The 18,599-nt window shown below is 52.1% G+C and carries 20 protein-coding genes; 13 read left to right on the forward strand and 7 right to left on the reverse strand.

The features are described 5' to 3' along the window. The first annotated feature begins 81 nt into the window (after positions 1 to 81). Entirely contained in the window at positions 82 to 750 is a 669-nt protein-coding gene (locus GY169_RS09115) for a YecA family protein (RefSeq protein WP_167575544.1), read from the forward strand. Between the two features lie 38 nt (positions 751 to 788). Here GY169_RS09115 and tyrP read toward each other — a convergent pair whose 3' ends face one another. Then, positions 789 to 2,000, reverse strand: coding sequence for a tyrosine transporter TyrP (tyrP, locus tag GY169_RS09120; protein ID WP_167575545.1), 1,212 nt, complete (start codon positions 1,998 to 2,000; stop codon positions 789 to 791). Between the two features lie 196 nt (positions 2,001 to 2,196). Between tyrP and GY169_RS09125 the strand changes: the two genes are divergently transcribed. After that, entirely contained in the window at positions 2,197 to 2,436 is a 240-nt protein-coding gene (locus GY169_RS09125) for a YecH family metal-binding protein (protein WP_167575546.1), read from the forward strand. A 34-nt stretch (positions 2,437 to 2,470) separates the two neighbouring features. Here the strand turns inward: GY169_RS09125 and ftnA are convergent, their stop codons facing one another. The 3 genes from ftnA to GY169_RS09140 form a co-directional block, all read right to left on the reverse strand. Next, on the reverse strand, positions 2,471 to 2,968 hold the full coding sequence (gene ftnA / locus GY169_RS09130; protein ID WP_163448981.1) for a non-heme ferritin: 498 nt from the start codon (positions 2,966 to 2,968) through the stop codon (positions 2,471 to 2,473). A 190-nt stretch (positions 2,969 to 3,158) separates the two neighbouring features. Continuing rightward, on the reverse strand, positions 3,159 to 3,494 hold the full coding sequence (gene yecR / locus GY169_RS09135) for a YecR family lipoprotein (RefSeq protein WP_163448980.1): 336 nt from the start codon (positions 3,492 to 3,494) through the stop codon (positions 3,159 to 3,161). 85 nt (positions 3,495 to 3,579) lie between these two features. Next, positions 3,580 to 5,766 (reverse strand): HD domain-containing phosphohydrolase, encoded by a 2,187-nt coding sequence (locus GY169_RS09140; protein WP_167575547.1) that lies wholly within the window; start codon positions 5,764 to 5,766, stop codon positions 3,580 to 3,582. A 288-nt stretch (positions 5,767 to 6,054) separates the two neighbouring features. On the opposite strand from GY169_RS09140, the gene GY169_RS09145 reads away from it, so the two are divergent. After that, a complete protein-coding gene (locus GY169_RS09145; protein WP_065357827.1) occupies positions 6,055 to 6,693 on the forward strand; it encodes an RpiB/LacA/LacB family sugar-phosphate isomerase in 639 nt (212 codons plus the stop codon). A gap of 63 nt (positions 6,694 to 6,756) precedes the next feature. Here GY169_RS09145 and GY169_RS09150 read toward each other — a convergent pair whose 3' ends face one another. After that, on the reverse strand, positions 6,757 to 8,181 hold the full coding sequence (locus GY169_RS09150) for an MFS transporter (RefSeq protein ID WP_167575548.1): 1,425 nt from the start codon (positions 8,179 to 8,181) through the stop codon (positions 6,757 to 6,759). 210 nt (positions 8,182 to 8,391) lie between these two features. Between GY169_RS09150 and azuC the strand changes: the two genes are divergently transcribed. Both azuC and GY169_RS09160 read left to right on the forward strand, forming a co-directional pair. Continuing rightward, positions 8,392 to 8,481 (forward strand): stress response protein AzuC, encoded by a 90-nt coding sequence (azuC, locus tag GY169_RS09155; RefSeq protein WP_015963980.1) that lies wholly within the window; start codon positions 8,392 to 8,394, stop codon positions 8,479 to 8,481. 81 nt (positions 8,482 to 8,562) lie between these two features. After that, the gene (locus GY169_RS09160; RefSeq protein WP_064544613.1) at positions 8,563 to 8,814 is read left to right on the forward strand and encodes a DUF2766 family protein; all 252 of its coding nucleotides are present in this window, start codon (positions 8,563 to 8,565) and stop codon (positions 8,812 to 8,814) included. Between the two features lie 70 nt (positions 8,815 to 8,884). Here GY169_RS09160 and GY169_RS09165 read toward each other — a convergent pair whose 3' ends face one another. Next, positions 8,885 to 9,388: a non-heme ferritin-like protein gene (locus tag GY169_RS09165; RefSeq protein ID WP_064544615.1), complete on the reverse strand. Its 504-nt coding sequence runs from the start codon at positions 9,386 to 9,388 to the stop codon at positions 8,885 to 8,887. Between the two features lie 632 nt (positions 9,389 to 10,020). On the opposite strand from GY169_RS09165, the gene GY169_RS09170 reads away from it, so the two are divergent. From GY169_RS09170 to araH, 4 genes are all read left to right on the forward strand, one after another. Further along, positions 10,021 to 10,578, forward strand: coding sequence for a DJ-1/PfpI family protein (locus GY169_RS09170; protein WP_167575549.1), 558 nt, complete (start codon positions 10,021 to 10,023; stop codon positions 10,576 to 10,578). Positions 10,579 to 10,881: 303 nt separating this feature from the next. Then, positions 10,882 to 11,862 (forward strand): arabinose ABC transporter substrate-binding protein, encoded by a 981-nt coding sequence (locus GY169_RS09175; RefSeq protein ID WP_163448976.1) that lies wholly within the window; start codon positions 10,882 to 10,884, stop codon positions 11,860 to 11,862. A 62-nt stretch (positions 11,863 to 11,924) separates the two neighbouring features. Further along, positions 11,925 to 13,439 (forward strand): L-arabinose ABC transporter ATP-binding protein AraG, encoded by a 1,515-nt coding sequence (gene araG, locus GY169_RS09180; RefSeq protein ID WP_167575550.1) that lies wholly within the window; start codon positions 11,925 to 11,927, stop codon positions 13,437 to 13,439. Between the two features lie 14 nt (positions 13,440 to 13,453). Then, complete coding sequence (gene araH, locus GY169_RS09185; RefSeq protein ID WP_163448974.1) at positions 13,454 to 14,434, forward strand: L-arabinose ABC transporter permease AraH; 981 nt, start codon at positions 13,454 to 13,456, stop codon at positions 14,432 to 14,434. 82 nt (positions 14,435 to 14,516) lie between these two features. On the opposite strand, the gene uspC is transcribed toward araH, so the two are convergent. Next, positions 14,517 to 14,936, reverse strand: a complete 420-nt coding sequence (gene uspC, locus GY169_RS09190) for a universal stress protein UspC (RefSeq protein WP_163448973.1) — start codon at positions 14,934 to 14,936, stop codon at positions 14,517 to 14,519. Between the two features lie 791 nt (positions 14,937 to 15,727). On the opposite strand from uspC, the gene flhD reads away from it, so the two are divergent. From flhD to motB, 4 genes are all read left to right on the forward strand, one after another. After that, positions 15,728 to 16,078, forward strand: a complete 351-nt coding sequence (gene flhD, locus GY169_RS09195; protein ID WP_163448972.1) for a flagellar transcriptional regulator FlhD — start codon at positions 15,728 to 15,730, stop codon at positions 16,076 to 16,078. Beyond that, on the forward strand, positions 16,075 to 16,659 hold the full coding sequence (gene flhC, locus GY169_RS09200; protein ID WP_191091026.1) for a flagellar transcriptional regulator FlhC: 585 nt from the start codon (positions 16,075 to 16,077) through the stop codon (positions 16,657 to 16,659). The genes flhD and flhC overlap by 4 nt, the downstream gene beginning before the upstream one ends. Positions 16,660 to 16,782: 123 nt before the next feature. After that, complete coding sequence (motA, locus tag GY169_RS09205; RefSeq protein WP_064544632.1) at positions 16,783 to 17,676, forward strand: flagellar motor stator protein MotA; 894 nt, start codon at positions 16,783 to 16,785, stop codon at positions 17,674 to 17,676. After that, the gene (gene motB, locus GY169_RS09210; RefSeq protein WP_163448970.1) at positions 17,673 to 18,599 is read left to right on the forward strand and encodes a flagellar motor protein MotB; all 927 of its coding nucleotides are present in this window, start codon (positions 17,673 to 17,675) and stop codon (positions 18,597 to 18,599) included. The genes motA and motB overlap by 4 nt, the downstream gene beginning before the upstream one ends.

Below are 18,599 nucleotides of genomic sequence, written 5' to 3' on the forward strand. Positions count from 1 at the left end.
GCATTGCTGGAGTTCAATGCTAAACTCCTGCATCATTGCGCCTGGACTGAATGACCTCATCAACAACGACAGAGATTGAGTATGAAAACGGGACCTTTAACCGAAAGCGAGCTGGAATGGCTGGACGAGACCATTGCGAAGTATGCCTCTGACGCGTCAATTATCGACGTCTCCGAACTGGACGGTATGCTGACCGCCATCCTCTCCTCACCGCTGGAGATTGAACCCGCTGATTGGATGTTTGCCGTATGGGGCGGGGCAGACCATGTGCCGCACTGGGCGACTGACCGCGAGCGTGACCGTTTTGTGAATCTCACGCTGCAACATATGAGTGATATCGCCGATCGCCTGAACGACTACCCGGACCAGTTTGAGCCGCTGTTTGGTACCCGCGAAGAAGAAGGTCAGGAGCTGACCATCGTGGAAGAGTGGTGCTATGGCTATCTGCGCGGCGCGCGCCTGACCGACTGGTCCGGTCTGCCGGCAGAGCAGCAAGCGGCGTTTGACAGCATTGCGCTGCACGGCGATGAAGAGAAAAGCGCGGCGCTGGAAGCTTTCACGGCTGAGCAGTATTTCGATAGCATTGATAACATTCGCCCTGCGGCATTGAGTCTGTTTGATTACTGGATGGACAATCCTAAAGAAGCGCCAGTTAAGCAGCCGATTAAAAACGAACAGAAGGTGGGACGTAACGACCCCTGTCCGTGCGGCAGCGGAAAAAAATACAAGCAGTGCTGTTTAGCGAAATAAAAAAGGGGCCGATTGGCCCCTTTCTTCTACCACGAAACTTACCCCACCGACGGTAACAGCCCGGTAGCGATCCCTGCCTGAATGACAATCACCGCGATCCCGCAGGCGAAAACCAGCCATAGCATCGGTTTTCCTCCGGCGACGCGATAGCCGCCCTGAGGGTGATGTTTGCGGCTTTGCAGCGTCAGCAGAGACGGAATAATCAGCGCCAGTACCGCCAGGGCCACACCCGCGTAACCCAGCGCCATCACGAAACCGCGTGGGTAAAACAGCGCGAAGGCCAGCGGCGGCAGGAAGGTAATACCGCCGGTTTGCAGACGGCCACGGACGGTGTTTTTGCGCTGGAACAGGTCCGCCAGATAGTCGAATAGCCCCAGTGCGACGCCAAGGAAAGAGGTCGCCAGCGCCAGGTCGGCAAACAGGTGAACGGCCAGTTCAACGTGCGGCGAGGCGACCACTTCGCGAATCGCCATTAACAGGCCATTCAGGCCCGCGTGCTGAGACATGAGCGCGTTAAAGACCGGTGAGTCGATGCTGCCAAGGGTCGCCAACTGCCAGAACAGATAGGCGACCAGCGGGATGGCGCTACCAATGATAAAAATACCGCGCAGTTTGCGCACATCGCCGTTCATGTAGCTCACGATACTCGGTACGCTGCCGTGGAAGCCAAACGAAGTAAAGATAACCGGAATGGCCGACAGGGCCAGCCCCTGGGCAAGCGGCAGCGTCATCAGGTTTATTTTGTGAATATGCGGCAGCAGCAGCGCCAGCATGACGATCAGAAAGATGATTTTGGCGCTGAACAGGAAGCGGTTAAACAGATCCACCAGCGAGGTGCCCACGCAGATAACCATGCCGCCAATCGCGGTAAACAGCAGAACGCCCAGCGCAGGCGGCATATCCATGCTAAACCACTGGCTGAGGCTTGACGCCAGTAGTTCGCCCGCGCCGCTGATATAGGCCGCCGTGAGGGCGTACATCAGGAACATCATGCTAAAGCCGGTGACCCATTGCCCACGGCGTCCCAGGTAGCGTAGCGCCAGAGAGCCAAGCCCGGTGTCGGCTGGAACGTGTTGATATACTTCCAGCAACAGCAGGGCGGTGTAGCACATTAATGCCCACAGGCCGACCAGCAGCACCAGCGTGACGCCAAAGCCGACGCCCGCCGAGGCGAGCGGCATTGCCAACATTCCTGCGCCGATGGTGGTGCCGGCGACGATTAAAATACTCCCCAGAGTACGGTTTTTCACGCTTTCCTCTACTTCACAACGTATTCACAACGAAAGATGTCGCGCAGAGTATGTGAATCCGCTGCTCTCGTCAAATCTGAATTACAGTGATTGTATACTTATGTTTACGGTTTTAATAAGGCTACAGAAAGCTGCGCTAGCGCAAAACATGCAATACAAATGCAGTTTATGGTGGCGTTTTTTAAGGGGAGAAATAATGGATTCTATTCACGGTCACGAAGTACTGAATATGATGATTGCATCCGGCGAACAGTACAGTGTTGAAAGCCTGGAGGCGGCTATTCATGCGCGTTTCGGCGAGCAGGCGCGTTTTCATACCTGTTCAGCGGAGAATATGACGGCGGGCGAGTTGGTGGCTTTTCTACGTAATAAAGGGAAATTTATACCGCTGGAATCGGGTTTTACGACCGAGGAAAGTAAGATTTGCCGGCATTAATCGGCAGCGGCGTATTGACGCCGCTGCACGAAGATTAATTCTGGGTATCGAGCGTAGCCAGCTCTTTATCAATAAAGTACAGCCCTTCACCGCTTTTACCCGCCAGCGTTAGTTTATCGATAACGGATTTAAACAATTTCTCTTCTTCGTGCTGTTCAGCGACATACCATTGCAGGAAATTAAAGGTCGGATAATCCTGGTTGGACATGGCGGCGTGCGCCAGTTCATTAATTTTGCTGGTAATCAACTGCTCGTGTTCGTAGGTCACGCGGAACAGTTCGTCCAGTGAGGCGTACTCGGCAAAAGGTGAAGAGACGGTGTTGATGCGCGGCAGGCTGCCAGTGTCGGTCAGATAATCGAACAGGCGCTGCATATGCGTCATCTCTTCCTGCGCGTGGCGGCGTAAAAAGGCGGCGGCGCCTTCAAAGCTGTTGTAGCTGCACCAGGCGCTCATTTGTTGATACAGCAGCGAAGAATAAAGTTCGAGATTCATCTGTTCATTTAATTTCTCGATCATTGGCGCTTTCAGCATGGTGTAGCTCCTGAAAAAATACGTTAATAGTTAATTACATCGGAACTATAAATTGTTATTTATTTATTTGCAAAAGGTAAATATAAAATGATTTATATAATAATGCGAATGTGAATAAAACTCATTGGCAGAAATATAACAATAGATATCAAGAGAGAAATAATAACGCCGGAATTCACCGGCGAGTGAACTAATACCAGGCGCTGGTAGCAGGAATATTGGCGACACCCCGGCACTGGTATTGCAGGGTGATATATTCGTTGAGGCACAGTGAGCCGCTAATGGTGGAGCAGGTGGAAATGGGCTGACCATAGGAAAATGCGGTGGCGTAGCCCATTTGCTGGCAGGCCTTATTGGCCTCGGACTGGGCCAGGTAACTGTCGGTGCGGGCGTTTTGCAGTACCGCCTGCCCGTAGGTCAGGCGAACGATACCGCTGGTCGCATCAACTTCGCTGACGCTTGCCGTGCGGGGAACCGAGCACGCGGAAAGTGCCAGCAGGGCAGGGATAAGTAGGAGGCTTTTCATCAAGTCGCTCTGCGCAATCTGTCGTAATCTTATTGTAGCCGCCCCCTCGGTGGCCAATCCCTTGAATAGTCGCCAGATTCAGGGGTTAATCCGCTTGTGACTCATAAATGGCCTGAAACTGCAGATGCAACTGGCAAAACAGTTTGACCAGCGTCGGATCAAAATGGCTGCCGGAACTGCTGACGATAATTTCGTAGGCACGTTCATGGGAGAAGCTGGGTTTGTAGACTCGTTTTTGCCGCAGCGCATCGTAAACATCGGCGATTGCCAGAATGCGTGCCTCCAGCGGGATGGCTTCACCGGCTAACCCATCCGGATAGCCGCTGCCGTCCCATTTTTCATGGTGATAATGGATCAGGTTTTCCGCCACAGAGCCGAGCACCAGCCCCTGGACGATACGCCAGCCTTTCACTGAGTGCTGCTGAATTTGCTTAAACTCGTCCTCGGTGAGTTTGCCCTGCTTACGCAGAATCATCTCGGGAACGGCAATTTTGCCAATATCATGCAGCGAAGCGAAATTTTCAATGTCACGAATCTGGCGCTGGGGCAGCTTCATCGCGCGGGCCAACAGGCTGCAATAAGCTGAAACGCGACGGATATGGCAACCGGTCTCATCATCGTGGACGTGATTAATCTTTTCCATTGCCTCGACAATGCTGCGGTTAATCGCGCGGTTCTGGTTCATATGCCGCCACATCATCAGCATCATACTCAGGATAAAGATCAGCGCGGCCAGCAGCCCGGCGCTAATAATTTGTAATGTATTTTTACTTAGCGACGTGGAGGCCGCGACGCTGGTGGGAGGCGTGAGCTGGTGACGGTAGCTGGAGATGAGATGAACCTGAGCCAGCAGCGCATGCAGAGGGTGATCGATGTTCACCCAGGTCCCTATCTGATAGCTGGAATGGGTCAGCCCGGCAACTTTCAGCGCGCCGCGGAACAGATCGCTGCCGCGAAGCGCTTGCTCCAGCGAGCTTAAATCACCAAGAATAAAGTCGATTTGGTTGTTATCGATGGTATCCAGCAGTTCGTCGATGGTGGCGCGGGCGACCAACGTCACGTCGGTACCAAACCGCTGGCGCAAATAGTATGCGGCAAACGAACCGCGTATCACGCCAATCCGCTGATAGCGCACCTGTTCTTCATCAAGAATAAACGGCTGACCGACCTTATTGTAATAGGCGTTGTACCAGTTCAGCAGCGGGCCAACCAGGCCTTCCAGCTGTGCGCCGTCGCGGACATCAATAATATCGGCAAGCCGCAGTGGCCACTCTTCGTTCTTCATGCGAATCAAATAATTATCAACGAATTGAACGTCAACGTTGATATTAAGCAGATCGCGAAGATCGTTAACCATGCTGATGGCGCTGCCGTGATATCCCTGATTGTCTTTCCAGATAATGGGAGAGAAGTTCTCATTCTTCGGCAGCCACAGCGTCAGACGATTTTCCTGTAACCAGTTGCGCTCTTCGGGGGTGATGATGAGGTTATGGCGGAGAAACTCTATCTGGCTTTGCTCTTCCAGCGCCTGAAGCTTGCCGTTTTGCTGCCACTCGTTAATCAACTGATTGATGTTGTTGCGTAGTGAAATGAGTTCCGGGCTTATCCCGAATGAGGCGGTGATACGCAGTGAATCAAATGGACGAGAAATGGTGTAGTAGTACTGTGGGCTGCCGATTTCTCTGTCTTCATTGATATAGAAATCGGCACCGCCGCTGCGCAGAATTTGCAAGGCCTCTTTACTGCTGTCGACCTCGATGATCTGTTGAAATGTCAGGGAGGGATAAGCTTGCTTGACGATCGTCTGGGTCGGATCGTGCCGGCGGAAAATGACTCTTGTGTCGTTTAGGTCTCGTACGGTCTTGGCTTGTCGAGTGATGCTGGCGGTAACGATGGTGTTTTCGAGCAGGCGTAAGGAAAGGATTGTATTCTTCAGATGTTCACGGGTTTGCAGCACGCTGGCGTAGAGCCCGTAGTCATGATGGCTGAAGCGCTGTTCGAACGTGGTGCCGTCAATGGGCTGCAGGGTCAGATTATAGCCGTAGCGTGAATTGATGGCGTGCAGCAGTTCGGGATAGAACCCGCGAAACTGTCCGTGGTCGTCGCGCCAGAATTCAAAATTATCGGCATCGAGTATCCAGACAGGGACGGTGGAAGCCGTTTTGACTTTTTGTGGCGGTACGGCAAGAGCGCGAGTCGTGCAAACGAGCAACAGGGTCAGTAGAACAAGGAGACCCAGCCCGCGTCGAAGAGATCGGCAGTTCTGTGTCACAAGTCAGTTCCTTTGCGAAGACTATTTTATCCATTTAATAGCGTATATTTTGTGGGCCCATTATTGCCCTTAAGTCAGTTTAGACCACCGTGTGGCCTGGTAACAGTAAAAAAATAATGGTTTATGTAATGATTTATCTATCCGGCATAGGCCAAAAGTGTGACCGCCTCAGTAAAAAGTAAAACCATTTTTCATAAAATTTGAAAGTGCGTTTGTCTGGTAGTAAGGTTACTGTAACGTAATCGAACGACTGCGGGAAATCCCGCGTAGCTTTCAGGAGAGGAAAGAATGAAAATTGCACTGATGATGGAAAACAGCCAGGCCAGCAAGAACGCGACTATTCATCATGAGTTAAAAGCCGTTGCCGATGAAAAAGGCTTCCCGGTCTACAACGTGGGCATGAGCGATGAAAACGATCATCACCTGACCTACATTCACCTGGGTATCATGGCCAGCATCCTGCTGAACTCTAAAGCGGTAGATTTCGTCGTCACTGGCTGTGGTACCGGTCAGGGTGCGCTGATGTCCCTGAACATCCACCCGGGCGTTGTTTGTGGCTACTGCCTGGACCCAGCAGACGCCTTCCTGTTTGCCCAGATCAACAACGGTAACGCGCTGTCTCTGGCCTTCGCCAAAGGTTTTGGCTGGGGTGCGGAACTGAACGTTCGCTATATGTTTGAAAAAGCGTTCACCGGCCGTAATGGCGAAGGCTACCCGCCAGAGCGTAAAGAACCTCAGGTTCGTAACGCCGGTATCCTGAACCAGGTTAAAGCGGCGGTGGTGAAAGAGAACTATCTGGATACTCTGCGCGCTATCGACCCGGCGCTGGTGAAAACTGCCGTCTCCGGTCAGCGTTTCCAGGAATGCTTCTTTGAAAACTGCCAGAACAAAGAAATCGAAGCCTTTGTTCGCGAGATCCTGGCGTAAGTCAGACGTTCTCCTTTCTAATAAAAACCCACGCTCTGGCGTGGGTTTTTTTATGCCGTGAACTCAGGCTTTGGCTTTCTTCGACACCGCGCTGCCCGCGTCTCGCGTCAGATGCAGGGTATCTATCATCCCCACCAGGCAAATCAGCGCGATAAAGACAAAGGCCAGACGGAAGCTGATACCGGGTACCGCGCTGAGATCCAGTACGGCGCTGAGTTTCTCACCGATACGAATCCCAATCGCCCCGAGTGTGATACCCAGGCCAATCGCCAGCTGGCTGGCGGTACTGAACAGCGTGTTGGCATAGCTCATTTGCGGTGAGGGTACGTCGGCAAACGCCAGCGTGCTGACGCCGGTAAATTGAATCGAGCGGAACACGCCGCCGAGGTACAGTACCAGCATAATCACCCATACCGGCGTCTGCGGTGTCAGGAAGGCGCAGGCGACCAGCGCCAGCACGTTCAGCGCACCGTTAATCAACAGCAGGCGGCGGAAGCCCAGCCAGCGAATGAGCGGAGTGGTGGCCGGCTTAATCGTCAGGTTGCCCACGAACACCGCCAGCACCAACAGGCCGGAGTGGAACGGATCCATACCAAAACCGACCTGAAAGAGTAGGGGAAGCAGGAACGGTACGGCACTGATGGAAGCGCGGAACAATGAACCGCCGTACATCGTGACGCGGAAAGTGGGCACCTTGAGTGCATCCATTCGGATCATCGGCGCCGGGCTGCGGCGGAAATGGGACAGCGCATAGTAAAAAGTGGCGCTGCCAAGCAGCAGTAGCGTGATGATTAAGCCGCCCTGCATCTTCTCTGCGCCCAGCAGTTCCATCGCGTAGACCAGGCTCACCATTGACACCGAGGTGGCGAGAAAACCCGGTAGATCGAATGGCCGCCGCTCATCGTCGCGGATGTTGGGGATAATCCGCAACGCCAGCAGGATGGCGATAATGCCCAACGGGACATTAATGAAGAATATCCAGCGCCAGTCGGCCACTTTGGTAATAAATCCACCCAGCGGAGGCCCGATAATCGGCGCAATCAGCGCGGGCCAGGTGAGCGTGGCAATGGCGGTGATGAGCAGGTGTTTTGGCGTGGTACGAAGGACGGCTAACCGCCCGACAGGAACCATCAGCGCGCCGCCTACGCCTTGTAGAATACGCATGGCCACGAAACCGTGAGCGCTGGTGGCGAGGCCGCAAAATACGGAAGAGACGGTGAAAATGGCGAGCGCGAGGCTGAATATGGTGCGCGCGCCGAAGCGGTCCGCTATCCAGCCGCTGGCCGGTATGAGTACGGCCAGCGTGATCAGGTAGGCGCTAATGCCGATATTAAGATCGACGGCTTCCACGCCAAAGGTTTTCGCCATATCTGGCAGGGCGGTGGCAATCACCGTCCCATCGAGGAACTCCATAAAGAATGCACCGGCCACAAGCAGCGCTGCAGGGGATACCCCACGGCTCGCCTGGGCCTGGAGAGGCTCATTCATCGTTGCGTTACCCTATCAAATTAATACGTAAAATTTATAGATTTTGTAGATGCTGCAAGTGACAGATTTTCATAACAATTTCTTTATAAATTTAACATGTATGATAATTATTATGTGATTTAACTCTCAAAATGGTTGATTTTTGTGATGGTGCTCATATTATGTACCTAAAGACAATAACACCTGCATAACAAAAACCGGAGCATCAACATGAAACAGCGCATGCGTAAAATCCTCAAAAGCATGTTCGAGAACTATTGCAAGACTTTCAAAGACGTACCGCCAGGCGCTATGTTCTGATAAAAAAACCTGCTGCGGCAGGTTTTTTTTATCTTCAGCAAAAGTAGGTTACTATTACGCTCCGCAAAACAGGAGCAAAAAATGTCTCAGAACCTCACCCCGAACGATGAACTGGTTTCCGACGTTGTCGCCTGCCAACTCGTTATCAAACAGATCCTCGACGTTATCGATGTTATCGCGCCAGTTGAAGTTCGTGAAAAGATGGCTACCCAGCTGAAAGCGATTGACTTTACCACTCATCCGGCGGGGGCCGATCCGGTAACGTTGCGGGCGATTCAGAAAGCGATTGCGCTGATTGAGCTGAAGTTTACGCCACAGGATGCGACGCACTGATCCGGAATTGACGTCCTCAGGACTAAGTACAGAAAGAACAAGGGCGGCCATGGCCGCCCTTGTTGCGTAATTAATGCTGCTGTTGGTTAACGATGTTCAGCAGATGCTGGTCCGTTTGCTGGATGCAGAGGCCCGCTTTACGCGCGCTGCGCACTTCATCCAGAATGGTCTTCAGCAAGATACCATCCTGTTCCTGCTCTTCTTCCAGTGCGTTGAGGAAACTCAGGGTGTTATCGTCATGAAGCACTTTTGCCTGTTCAGTCAACTCAGACAGCGTAGAGCTGCGCTGCGCGTGATCTTCAATGGTTTTCAGGAAAAGATCTTCGAGGGTTGCGCACTTATCTTCTTGGGTTTCAAAAGCTTTCACGACCGGATAAGCGCCAGATTTTTTCATATAATCGAACACACGCATCATTTGCGTTACGCTGGATTGTGCCCGAGAACGTAAAAACGTCGCGGTACCATTCAGTCGATGTTCTGAGCACCACTCGCTCAAACGCAAATAATGATTAGATGCATAAAATTCGAGATTCATCTGAGCATTAAGCTTTTGAACCATTCCTGGAACTGCCATACAAATATCCTTATTACTGGTAGGAACGATACGCGTGATACCGCATAGTATCTTAATAGCCGCTAACCATGCGCTATTTACGCGTTGGAGTGTAACTACATATTACTCGTAGTCTTCAACCATGAACAAAAGATATAATTCCTCTTGTGTTCAGAAAAAAGAATACTCTTAGTTTTGGTATAAGAAAACTCTCATGAGCCGCTTTTTACGTTTCGTTACAACCTATATTGCTAATATCTTAATTCGCAAAATATTATTTTCGTAACCCTATGAATTATAGAGAATGTAACTTTCCAGCATACTCTGCGTAAGGCTTTGTTAACATACGAATTCTATGTTGCATTACGTACATCGGGAAGTGTGATCTAACTCTGATTTTTAACCGGATAACGATGGCTCAGATAGGCGCGTTACGTATTATTTGCTATCAATAGTGCATCGCGAATAATAATTCTTATTTATATATCATGATATATGTCGGCTCCCCAAAATTAGAATGATGGCAAATTTGTTTTAGATCATTTTTGATAATGGCCGGCAAGAGGATTATGTTCGCGTCATGACGAGTACGCCAAATCCTTCCCCATTCGTCACCAGGAGGGATTCGTTTATATGAATTTACAGGAGTTAAAATGAAACAGGTTGCTGTACTGCTGGCCCCGGGTTTTGAAGAAGGGGAAGCGATTGTCACTATCGATATCCTGCGCCGTCTGCATATTGGTGTTGAGCTGGTGTCGTGCGCTGAGTCACGCGCGGTGGTGAGTTATCACGATATCCCGATGGTGGCTGACGCCACGCTGGCAGAACGTCTTGATACCCTGTACGACGCTGTCGTCCTGCCGGGTGGCCCGCAGGGGAGCGTGAATCTGGCGGCGAATAAAGACGTGATTAATTTTGTGGCCGCGCATGATGCCGCGGGCAAACTGATCTGCCCAATCTGCTCAGCCGCTGCGCGCGTGCTGGCCGGCAATGATCTGCTGAAAGGCCGTCGCTATGTCTGCTCCGGGGATCTGTGGCAGGACGTGAAAAACGGGGAATACGTTGATGCGCCGGTGGTTGAAGACGGCAATCTGATTAGCGGTAAAGGATTCGGTCATGTCTTTGACTTTGCCTTTACCGTCGCGGCACGTCTGCTGGGCGATGAAGCGCCGGTGCGCGACCACGCCGATCATATCTATTACCGCTGGTAATTAATCGGCCACCTCAGAGAAAGGTATATCTTCGCTGAGGATATAGATAAATAAGCTATTCTCTCTGCGCGAATTGTCTGACAATTCGCGTTTTTTATATGTACTTATCTGCTGAATCTATGCATCACCTTACTGTAATTCAGGGGTGTGATGGCGCTCTCTTCTGAATGGTTAATTCCTGGCTATTAATGTTTCAACATAGTTAACGCTGTTAATTGTGCAGCTAATACTTTGTTTTATGTCCGATTTAAATGGTTTGTCTGATTTTCCCTACATAAAAGAACATTAAGGCTGGAGTTAACCATGCACAAATTTACGAAAGCGCTGGCGGCCATCGGGCTGGCGGCGGTTATGTCACAATCGGCTATGGCCGAGAATTTAAAGCTTGGTTTTTTAGTAAAACAACCGGAAGAACCCTGGTTCCAGACGGAATGGAAATTTGCCGATAAAGCCGGCAAAGACCTTGGTTTTGATGTGATTAAAATTGCCGTTCCGGACGGTGAGAAAACCCTCAATGCTATTGATAGCCTGGCGGCCAGTGGTGCCAAAGGTTTTGTTATTTGTACGCCAGATCCAAAATTAGGGCCCGCTATCGTGGCGAAAGCGCGCGGCTACGACATGAAGGTCATCACCGTCGATGATCAGTTCGTCAATGCCAAAGGCAAACCGATGGAAGATGTGCCGCTGGTGATGATGGCGGCGAGCGAAATTGGCGCGCGCCAGGGGCAGGAGCTGTATAAGGAGATGCAAAAACGCGGCTGGGACGTGAAAACCACCGGAGTGATGGCCATTACCGCCAACGAACTGGATACCGCGCGCCGCCGTACGTCGGGTTCTATGGACGCGCTGAAGGCTGCCGGTTTCCCGGAAAAGCAGATTTATCAGGTGCCCACCAAATCGAATGATATCCCCGGCGCGTTCGATGCCGGTAACTCGCTGTTAGTACAGCATCCGGAAGTGAAGCAGTGGCTGGTTGTTGGCATGAACGACAACACCGTGCTCGGCGGCGTACGCGCAACGGAAGGTCAGGGGTTCAAAGCGGCTAACGTCATCGGTATCGGCATTAACGGCGTGGATGCGGTGAACGAACTGTCAAAAGCGCAGGCTACCGGCTTCTTTGGCTCGCTGCTGCCGAGCCCAGACATTCACGGCTACAAAACCAGCGAGCTGCTCTACAACTGGGTGGAGAAAGGCGCTGAGCCACCGAAATTTACTGCGGTGACGGATGTCGTGCTGATTACCCGCGACAACTTCAAAGAAGAGCTGGCGAAAAAAGGCCTCTGAGTCCTGTTGGTTCTCCTCCCGCCAGGCGGGAGGAGAAGGATCGTGTCATTGTGGAGGTTGCGATGCAACAGTCTACCCCTTATCTCTCTTTCCGCGGTATCAGCAAAACTTTCCCCGGCGTAAAGGCGCTGTCCGATATTAGCTTTGATTGCTATAGCGGCCAGGTACATGCGCTGATGGGCGAGAACGGTGCGGGCAAGTCGACGCTGCTGAAAATTCTTAGCGGTAACTATGCCCCAACGTCCGGCACGCTGGCGCTGCGCGGAGAAGAGATTTCTTTTGCGGATACCACTGCGGCGCTGAACGCGGGTATCGCGATTATTTACCAGGAACTGCATCTCGTCCCGGAAATGACCGTGGCGGAAAATATCTATCTTGGCCAATTGCCGAGTCGCAGCGGTATTGTTAACCGCAAACTGCTGAACTATGAAGCGCGTATCCAGCTTGAACATCTGGGGTTGGACATCGATCCCGATACGCCGCTGAAGTATCTGTCGATTGGCCAATGGCAGATGGTCGAAATTGCCAAGGCGCTGGCGCGTAACGCCAAGGTCATCGCTTTTGATGAACCAACCAGTTCACTTTCCGCGCGCGAGATAGACAACCTGTTCCGGGTCATCCGTGAGCTGCGCAAAGAGGGGCGAGTGATCATCTATGTGTCTCACCGCATGGAAGAGATCTTCGCGCTGAGCGATGCCATCACCGTGTTTAAAGACGGCCGCTATGTCTGCACCTTTGCCGACATGATGGAGGTGAGCCACGATCGCCTGGTGCAGGCGATGGTGGGGCGTGACATTGGCGATATCTATGGCTGGCAGCCGCGTCAGTACGGTGAAGAGCGTCTGCGTCTATCGCAGGTGAAAGCGCCGGGCGTGCGCACGCCGATTTCGCTGACCGTTCGCAGCGGTGAAATCGTGGGGCTGTTTGGCCTGGTGGGTGCCGGACGTAGCGAGCTAATGAAGGGGATCTTCGGCGGGACGAAAATAACCGGCGGTGAGATTTTCATCGACGGTGAGCGAGTCACTATCGACAAACCGGCGCAGGCGATTCGCGCGGGGATGATGCTGTGCCCCGAAGATCGTAAAGCTGAGGGGATCATCCCGGTCCATTCCGTGCGTGACAATATCAATATTAGCGCCCGCCGCAAGCATATCCATGCGGGGTGTCTCATCAACAACGATTGGGAGGCCACTAACGCCGACCATCACATTCAGGCTCTCAACATCAAAACGCCGGGCGCTCAGCAATTGATCATGAACCTCTCCGGGGGAAATCAACAAAAGGCGATTCTCGGGCGTTGGCTGTCAGAAGACATGAAGGTGATTCTGCTTGATGAGCCCACCCGGGGTATCGACGTAGGGGCAAAGCATGAAATCTACAACGTGATTTATGCGCTGGCGTCGTCCGGCGTCGCGGTGCTGTTTGCCTCCAGCGACCTACCGGAAGTGCTGGGCGTTGCCGACCGTATTGTGGTGATGCGTGAAGGGGAGATCTCCGGCGAGTTGCTGCACGAGAGCGCCAATGAACAACAGGCGTTAAGCCTGGCGATGCCAAAAGTCAGTCAGGCCGTTGCCTGAGTTAGGAGGTTATGATGTCAACTGTTACTACGCCTGGCGCCCGCCGCTCGTCGCTGAGCTTTAGCCGTATCTGGGATCAGTACGGAATGCTGGTGGTCTTCGCCGCGCTGTTTATCTGCTGTGCGATCTTTGTTCCGAACTTTGCCACCTTTATCAATATGAAGGGGCTTGGGCTGGCCATTTCGATGTCGGGGATGGTGGCTTGCGGGATGCTGTTCTGCCTGGCGTCCGGTGATTTTGATCTGTCGGTTGCCTCGGTGATTGCCTGTGCGGGCGTCACTACCGCGGTGGTGATAAACGTCACTGAAAATCTATGGATTGGCGTATTTGCCGGACTATTGCTCGGGGCGGTAAGCGGACTGGTTAACGGCTTTGTGATTGCCCGTCTTAAGATAAACGCGCTGATCACCACGCTTGCCACTATGCAGATCGTGCGCGGGTTGGCCTATATCATCTCTGATGGTAAGGCGGTAGGGATTGAGGACGAGCGTTTCTTCACCCTGGGCTACGCCAACTGGCTGGGCCTGCCGGCACCTATCTGGCTGACGGTGGGTTGCCTGATTATTTTCGGCCTGCTGCTCAACAAAACCACCTTTGGCCGTAACACGCTGGCGATTGGCGGCAACGAAGAGGCCGCTCGGCTGGCGGGGGTTCCGGTGGTACGCACCAAGATTATTATCTTTGTGCTCTCCGGCCTGGTGTCCGCTGCTGCGGGGATCATTCTTGCCTCGCGTATGACCAGCGGACAGCCAATGACGTCGATTGGTTATGAGCTGATCGTTATCTCCGCCTGCGTGTTGGGCGGCGTCTCGCTGAAAGGCGGGATTGGTAAGATCTCGTACGTGGTCGCCGGGATTCTGATTTTAGGCACCGTGGAGAATGCGATGAACCTGCTCAATATCTCTCCGTTCTCGCAGTATGTGGTGCGCGGGTTGATTCTGCTGGCGGCGGTGATCTTCGACCGTTACAAACAGAAAGCTAAACGCAGCGTGTAGCGCTGTCTGCTCGCCGAAGTCATTCAACATTACCCGGGGGAATGGACGTTCTCCCGGTTTTTGGCTTTTCTCAACGGCATTGTTACAACGTCACAAGCAAAACATCCACACCGCTGTTTCCCACAATGCTTTTTGCCGAGCAGGTCGCACGGGAAAAGAAACTTTGGTTATGGTTACCGCAAATCACCAGGTCGACCGCGTATTTTTTACTGAATGCTTTGATATGTTCGCCCAGTTCACCGCAGGCGATTTGGCTTTTCCAGATGGGATAGTCGGTGGTATCAGCCAGCGTTTGCAGAAACTGTAGGGTTTCTTCTTGCATCAGCTCTCGCAGGTTTTCCATCATCGGGGCTGCGAGGTGATTGTACATTTCCGGGTCGGTCGACAGGGTGATAAGGCTGATACGCGCGTTGAGGGGCCGCGCGATGGCGACAGCTTTCCGTAGCAGGGCCTGGCTTTCCGGGGTGGGCGCGACGGCCACCAAGAGATGTGAGTAAGACATCAGACCTCCTTGCTCCAATAATACGTACTCTCTTTTTATTCTCTTACTCTTTTTGCCTCAACCCTGCAAGGGGAACACAGAATAAATCTGTCTATAACTTAACCTGATACATAAGTTTTTTTTATGCGAATAATTGCGTAATTATTGTACAGATTGCATAAGCAATGCTGAATATATCATGTAATCAATATGGCGAATAAACATTTAATTTTTGCTGAATTAATGTTAATGGAAAGTAAATAATATGCAAATGAATATACTGCAAATGATTCGATGTTTCAATTTATTGAATTTACGATGAATTTTATATATTAGATGAAACTATGATCTGTGATAATTTTTTCGCACTTGTCTCAAGTAAAGTTGCCCACCGTCGATCGTTATTGGATAGTTTCGGTGAATGAATATCCGCCAGACAGGAATAAAACAACGTTTTAAATGGTTATTTATTGCTCAAAATACAACTATGACTGATGGATACAGTGTAAAAATACGGTTTGATTTTGTGATGGAGATCACATAAATTTCAAATTAACAGTGAAGTAACATTGTATGTGTCACATCTGGCGAGTAAAGTTGCGTCGAATTAGGAAAAATCTTAGTAAATTGTAAGAAATGTTTAGATTTGTCGGGCCGTGCGTTCAAAACGTTGCCCGGCGATGGGGCATGAGATTCACCTAATCGGCTATGCATTTTGACCGATTCTTTTTTATCGGGCCTTGCCCGACGACATCACGGGGTATGCGGATTTTCCGCATAAAAGTACAAATTGGTTATTCGGGATGGGGAAAATGCATACATCCGAGTTGCTAAAGCACATCTATGACATCAACTTGTCTTACTTGCTTCTTGCACAGCGTTTGATCGGTCAGGATAAGGCTTCAGCCATGTTCCGCCTCGGTATCAACGAGGATATGGCGAAAGTCCTCGGGGAACTGACGCTCCCGCAGATGGTTAAACTGGCCGAAACCAATCAGTTGGTTTGTCAGTTCCGTTTTGATGACTCCCAAACCATCACCCGTCTGACGCAGGAGTCACGCGTTGACGATTTACAGCAAATTCACACCGGTATTCTGCTCTCCACACGACTGCTGAATCAGGCCAGTCATACAGGCGAACCTGCCCGTAAGAAAAGGGCCTGATCATGAGCGAAAAAAGCATTGTTCAGGAAGCGCGCGATATTCAGCTTGCTATGGAGCTGATTACCCTGGGCGCGCGTTTGCAAATGCTGGAAAGCGAAACACAGCTGAGTCGTGGTCGCCTGATTAAGCTCTACAAAGAACTTCGCGGCAGCCCGCCGCCGAAGGGGATGCTACCGTTCTCCACGGACTGGTTTATGACCTGGGAGCAGAATATTCACTCTTCCATGTTCTGTAATGCCTGGCAGTTCTTACTCAAAAGTGGGCAATGTTCCGGCGTTGATGCGGTGATCAAGGCTTATCGTCTTTACCTTGAGCAGTGTCCGCAGCAGGATGCCGGGCCGCTGTTGGCCCTGACGCGCGCGTGGACGTTAGTCCGTTTCGTCGAAAGCGGCATGCTTGAACTCTCCAGTTGCAACGCCTGTGGCGGTAACTTTGTGACTCACGCTCACCAGCCCGTTGGTAGCTTTGTATGCAGCTTATGCCAACCGCCATCACGAGCCGTAAAAAGACGTAAACTTTCTGAGGATCTTGCCGATAGTAATCCACAACTGCTGGATGAACAGATAGAGCAAGCTGTTTAACCCCACACGGTGTGACGAAAACACTCCAGCAGCGGCCATTATGGCCGCTGCTTTTTTTTACCTGCGTGTGGGTGAAATTGCTCATCTGTCTCCTCTCTTAGTCAACAGTGGAAGGATGATAGCGTGCTGATCTTAATAGGTTACCTGGTTGTTTTGGGGACAGTTTTCGGCGGTTATATGATGACTGGCGGACACCTTGGAGCACTGTATCAACCGGCCGAGCTGGTTATTATCGGCGGGGCGGGGGTTGGCGCTTTCATCGTGGGAAACAACGGCAAGGCGATTAAGGGCACCCTGAAAGCATTGCCTTTACTGTTCCGGCGTTCAAAGTACACCAAAACGATGTATATGGATTTGCTGGCGCTGCTCTATCGCCTGATGGCCAAGTCACGTCAGCAGGGGATGTTTTCGCTCGAGCGCGATATCGAGAATCCGAAAGAGAGCGAAATTTTCGCCAGCTATCCGCGCATTCTCGCGGATACCGTGATGCTGGAATTTATCGTCGATTACCTGCGCCTGATCATCAGCGGCAACATGAACACCTTCGAAATTGAAGCGTTGATGGATGAAGAGATCGAAACCCACGAAAGTGAAAGCGAAGTGCCAGCCAACAGTCTGGCGCTGGTGGGCGACTCACTGCCGGCGTTTGGTATTGTTGCGGCGGTCATGGGCGTGGTGCACGCCTTAGGATCAGCCGACCGTCCGGCGGCAGAACTGGGCGCGCTGATTGCCCACGCGATGGTCGGTACCTTCCTCGGGATCCTGCTGGCCTATGGTTTCGTCTCACCGCTCGCGAGCGTGCTGCGTCAAAAGAGCGCGGAAACGACCAAGATGATGCAGTGCGTCAAAATTACGCTGCTGTCTAACCTCAACGGCTACGCGCCGCCTATCGCCGTCGAATTTGGCCGTAAAACGCTTTACACCAGCGAACGCCCGTCGTTTATCGAGCTGGAAGAGCACGTCCGCGCGGTGCGTAACCCGGCGGGGCAACAGCAAACGACCACCGAGGACGCATGAAGAACCAAGCGCATCCTATTGTCGTCGTTAAGCGGCGCAAACATAAATCTCACGGCAGCGCCCATGGCTCGTGGAAGATTGCCTATGCCGACTTTATGACGGCAATGATGGCGTTCTTCCTGGTGATGTGGCTGATCTCCATCTCCAGCCCGAAAGAGCTGATTCAGATAGCGGAGTACTTCCGTACGCCGCTGGCCACCGCGATCACCGGAGGCCAGCGGATGGCGAACAGCGAGAGTCCGATTCCCGGCGGCGGGGATGATGTCACCCAGCAGCAGGGCGAAGTACACAAGCAGCCAAATATTGACGACCTGAAAAAACGGATGGAAACCAACCGCCTGAAACGTATTCGTGGCGAACTGGACCAGCTGATTGAGGCTGACCCAAAGCTGCGCGCGCTGCGTCCGCACCTGAAGATTGACCTCGTACAGGAAGGGCTGCGCATTCAGATTATCGACAGCCAGAACCGACCGATGTTTAAAACTGGCAGCGCGGAAGTGGAACCCTACATGCGCGATATCCTGCGCGCCATCGCGCCAGTACTGAATGAAATTCCCAATAAGGTCAGTCTGGCCGGCCACACTGACGACTACCCATATGCCACCGGTGAGCGTGGCTACAGTAACTGGGAGCTGTCGGCGGATCGCGCCAACGCCTCGCGCCGCGAACTGGTGGCCGGCGGGCTGGACGATGGCAAAGTTTTACGCGTAATTGGGATGTCAAACTCGATGCGCTTATCAGAGCACGGCGGCAATGATGCGATTAACCGTCGCATCAGCCTGCTGGTGCTGAATAACCAGGCTGAGCAGGCCATTCTCCATGAGAATGCCGAGAGCCAGAATGAACCTTTAAGCGTATTACCGTCGCCGACGACCTCACCGTCTGCATCAGGTACTACGGCGCCACAACCCGACTCGAGGTGA

Origin of the sequence: Kluyvera genomosp. 3 (genome assembly GCF_011765685.1) — a bacterium.
GTDB lineage: Bacteria > Pseudomonadota > Gammaproteobacteria > Enterobacterales > Enterobacteriaceae > Kluyvera > Kluyvera georgiana_A.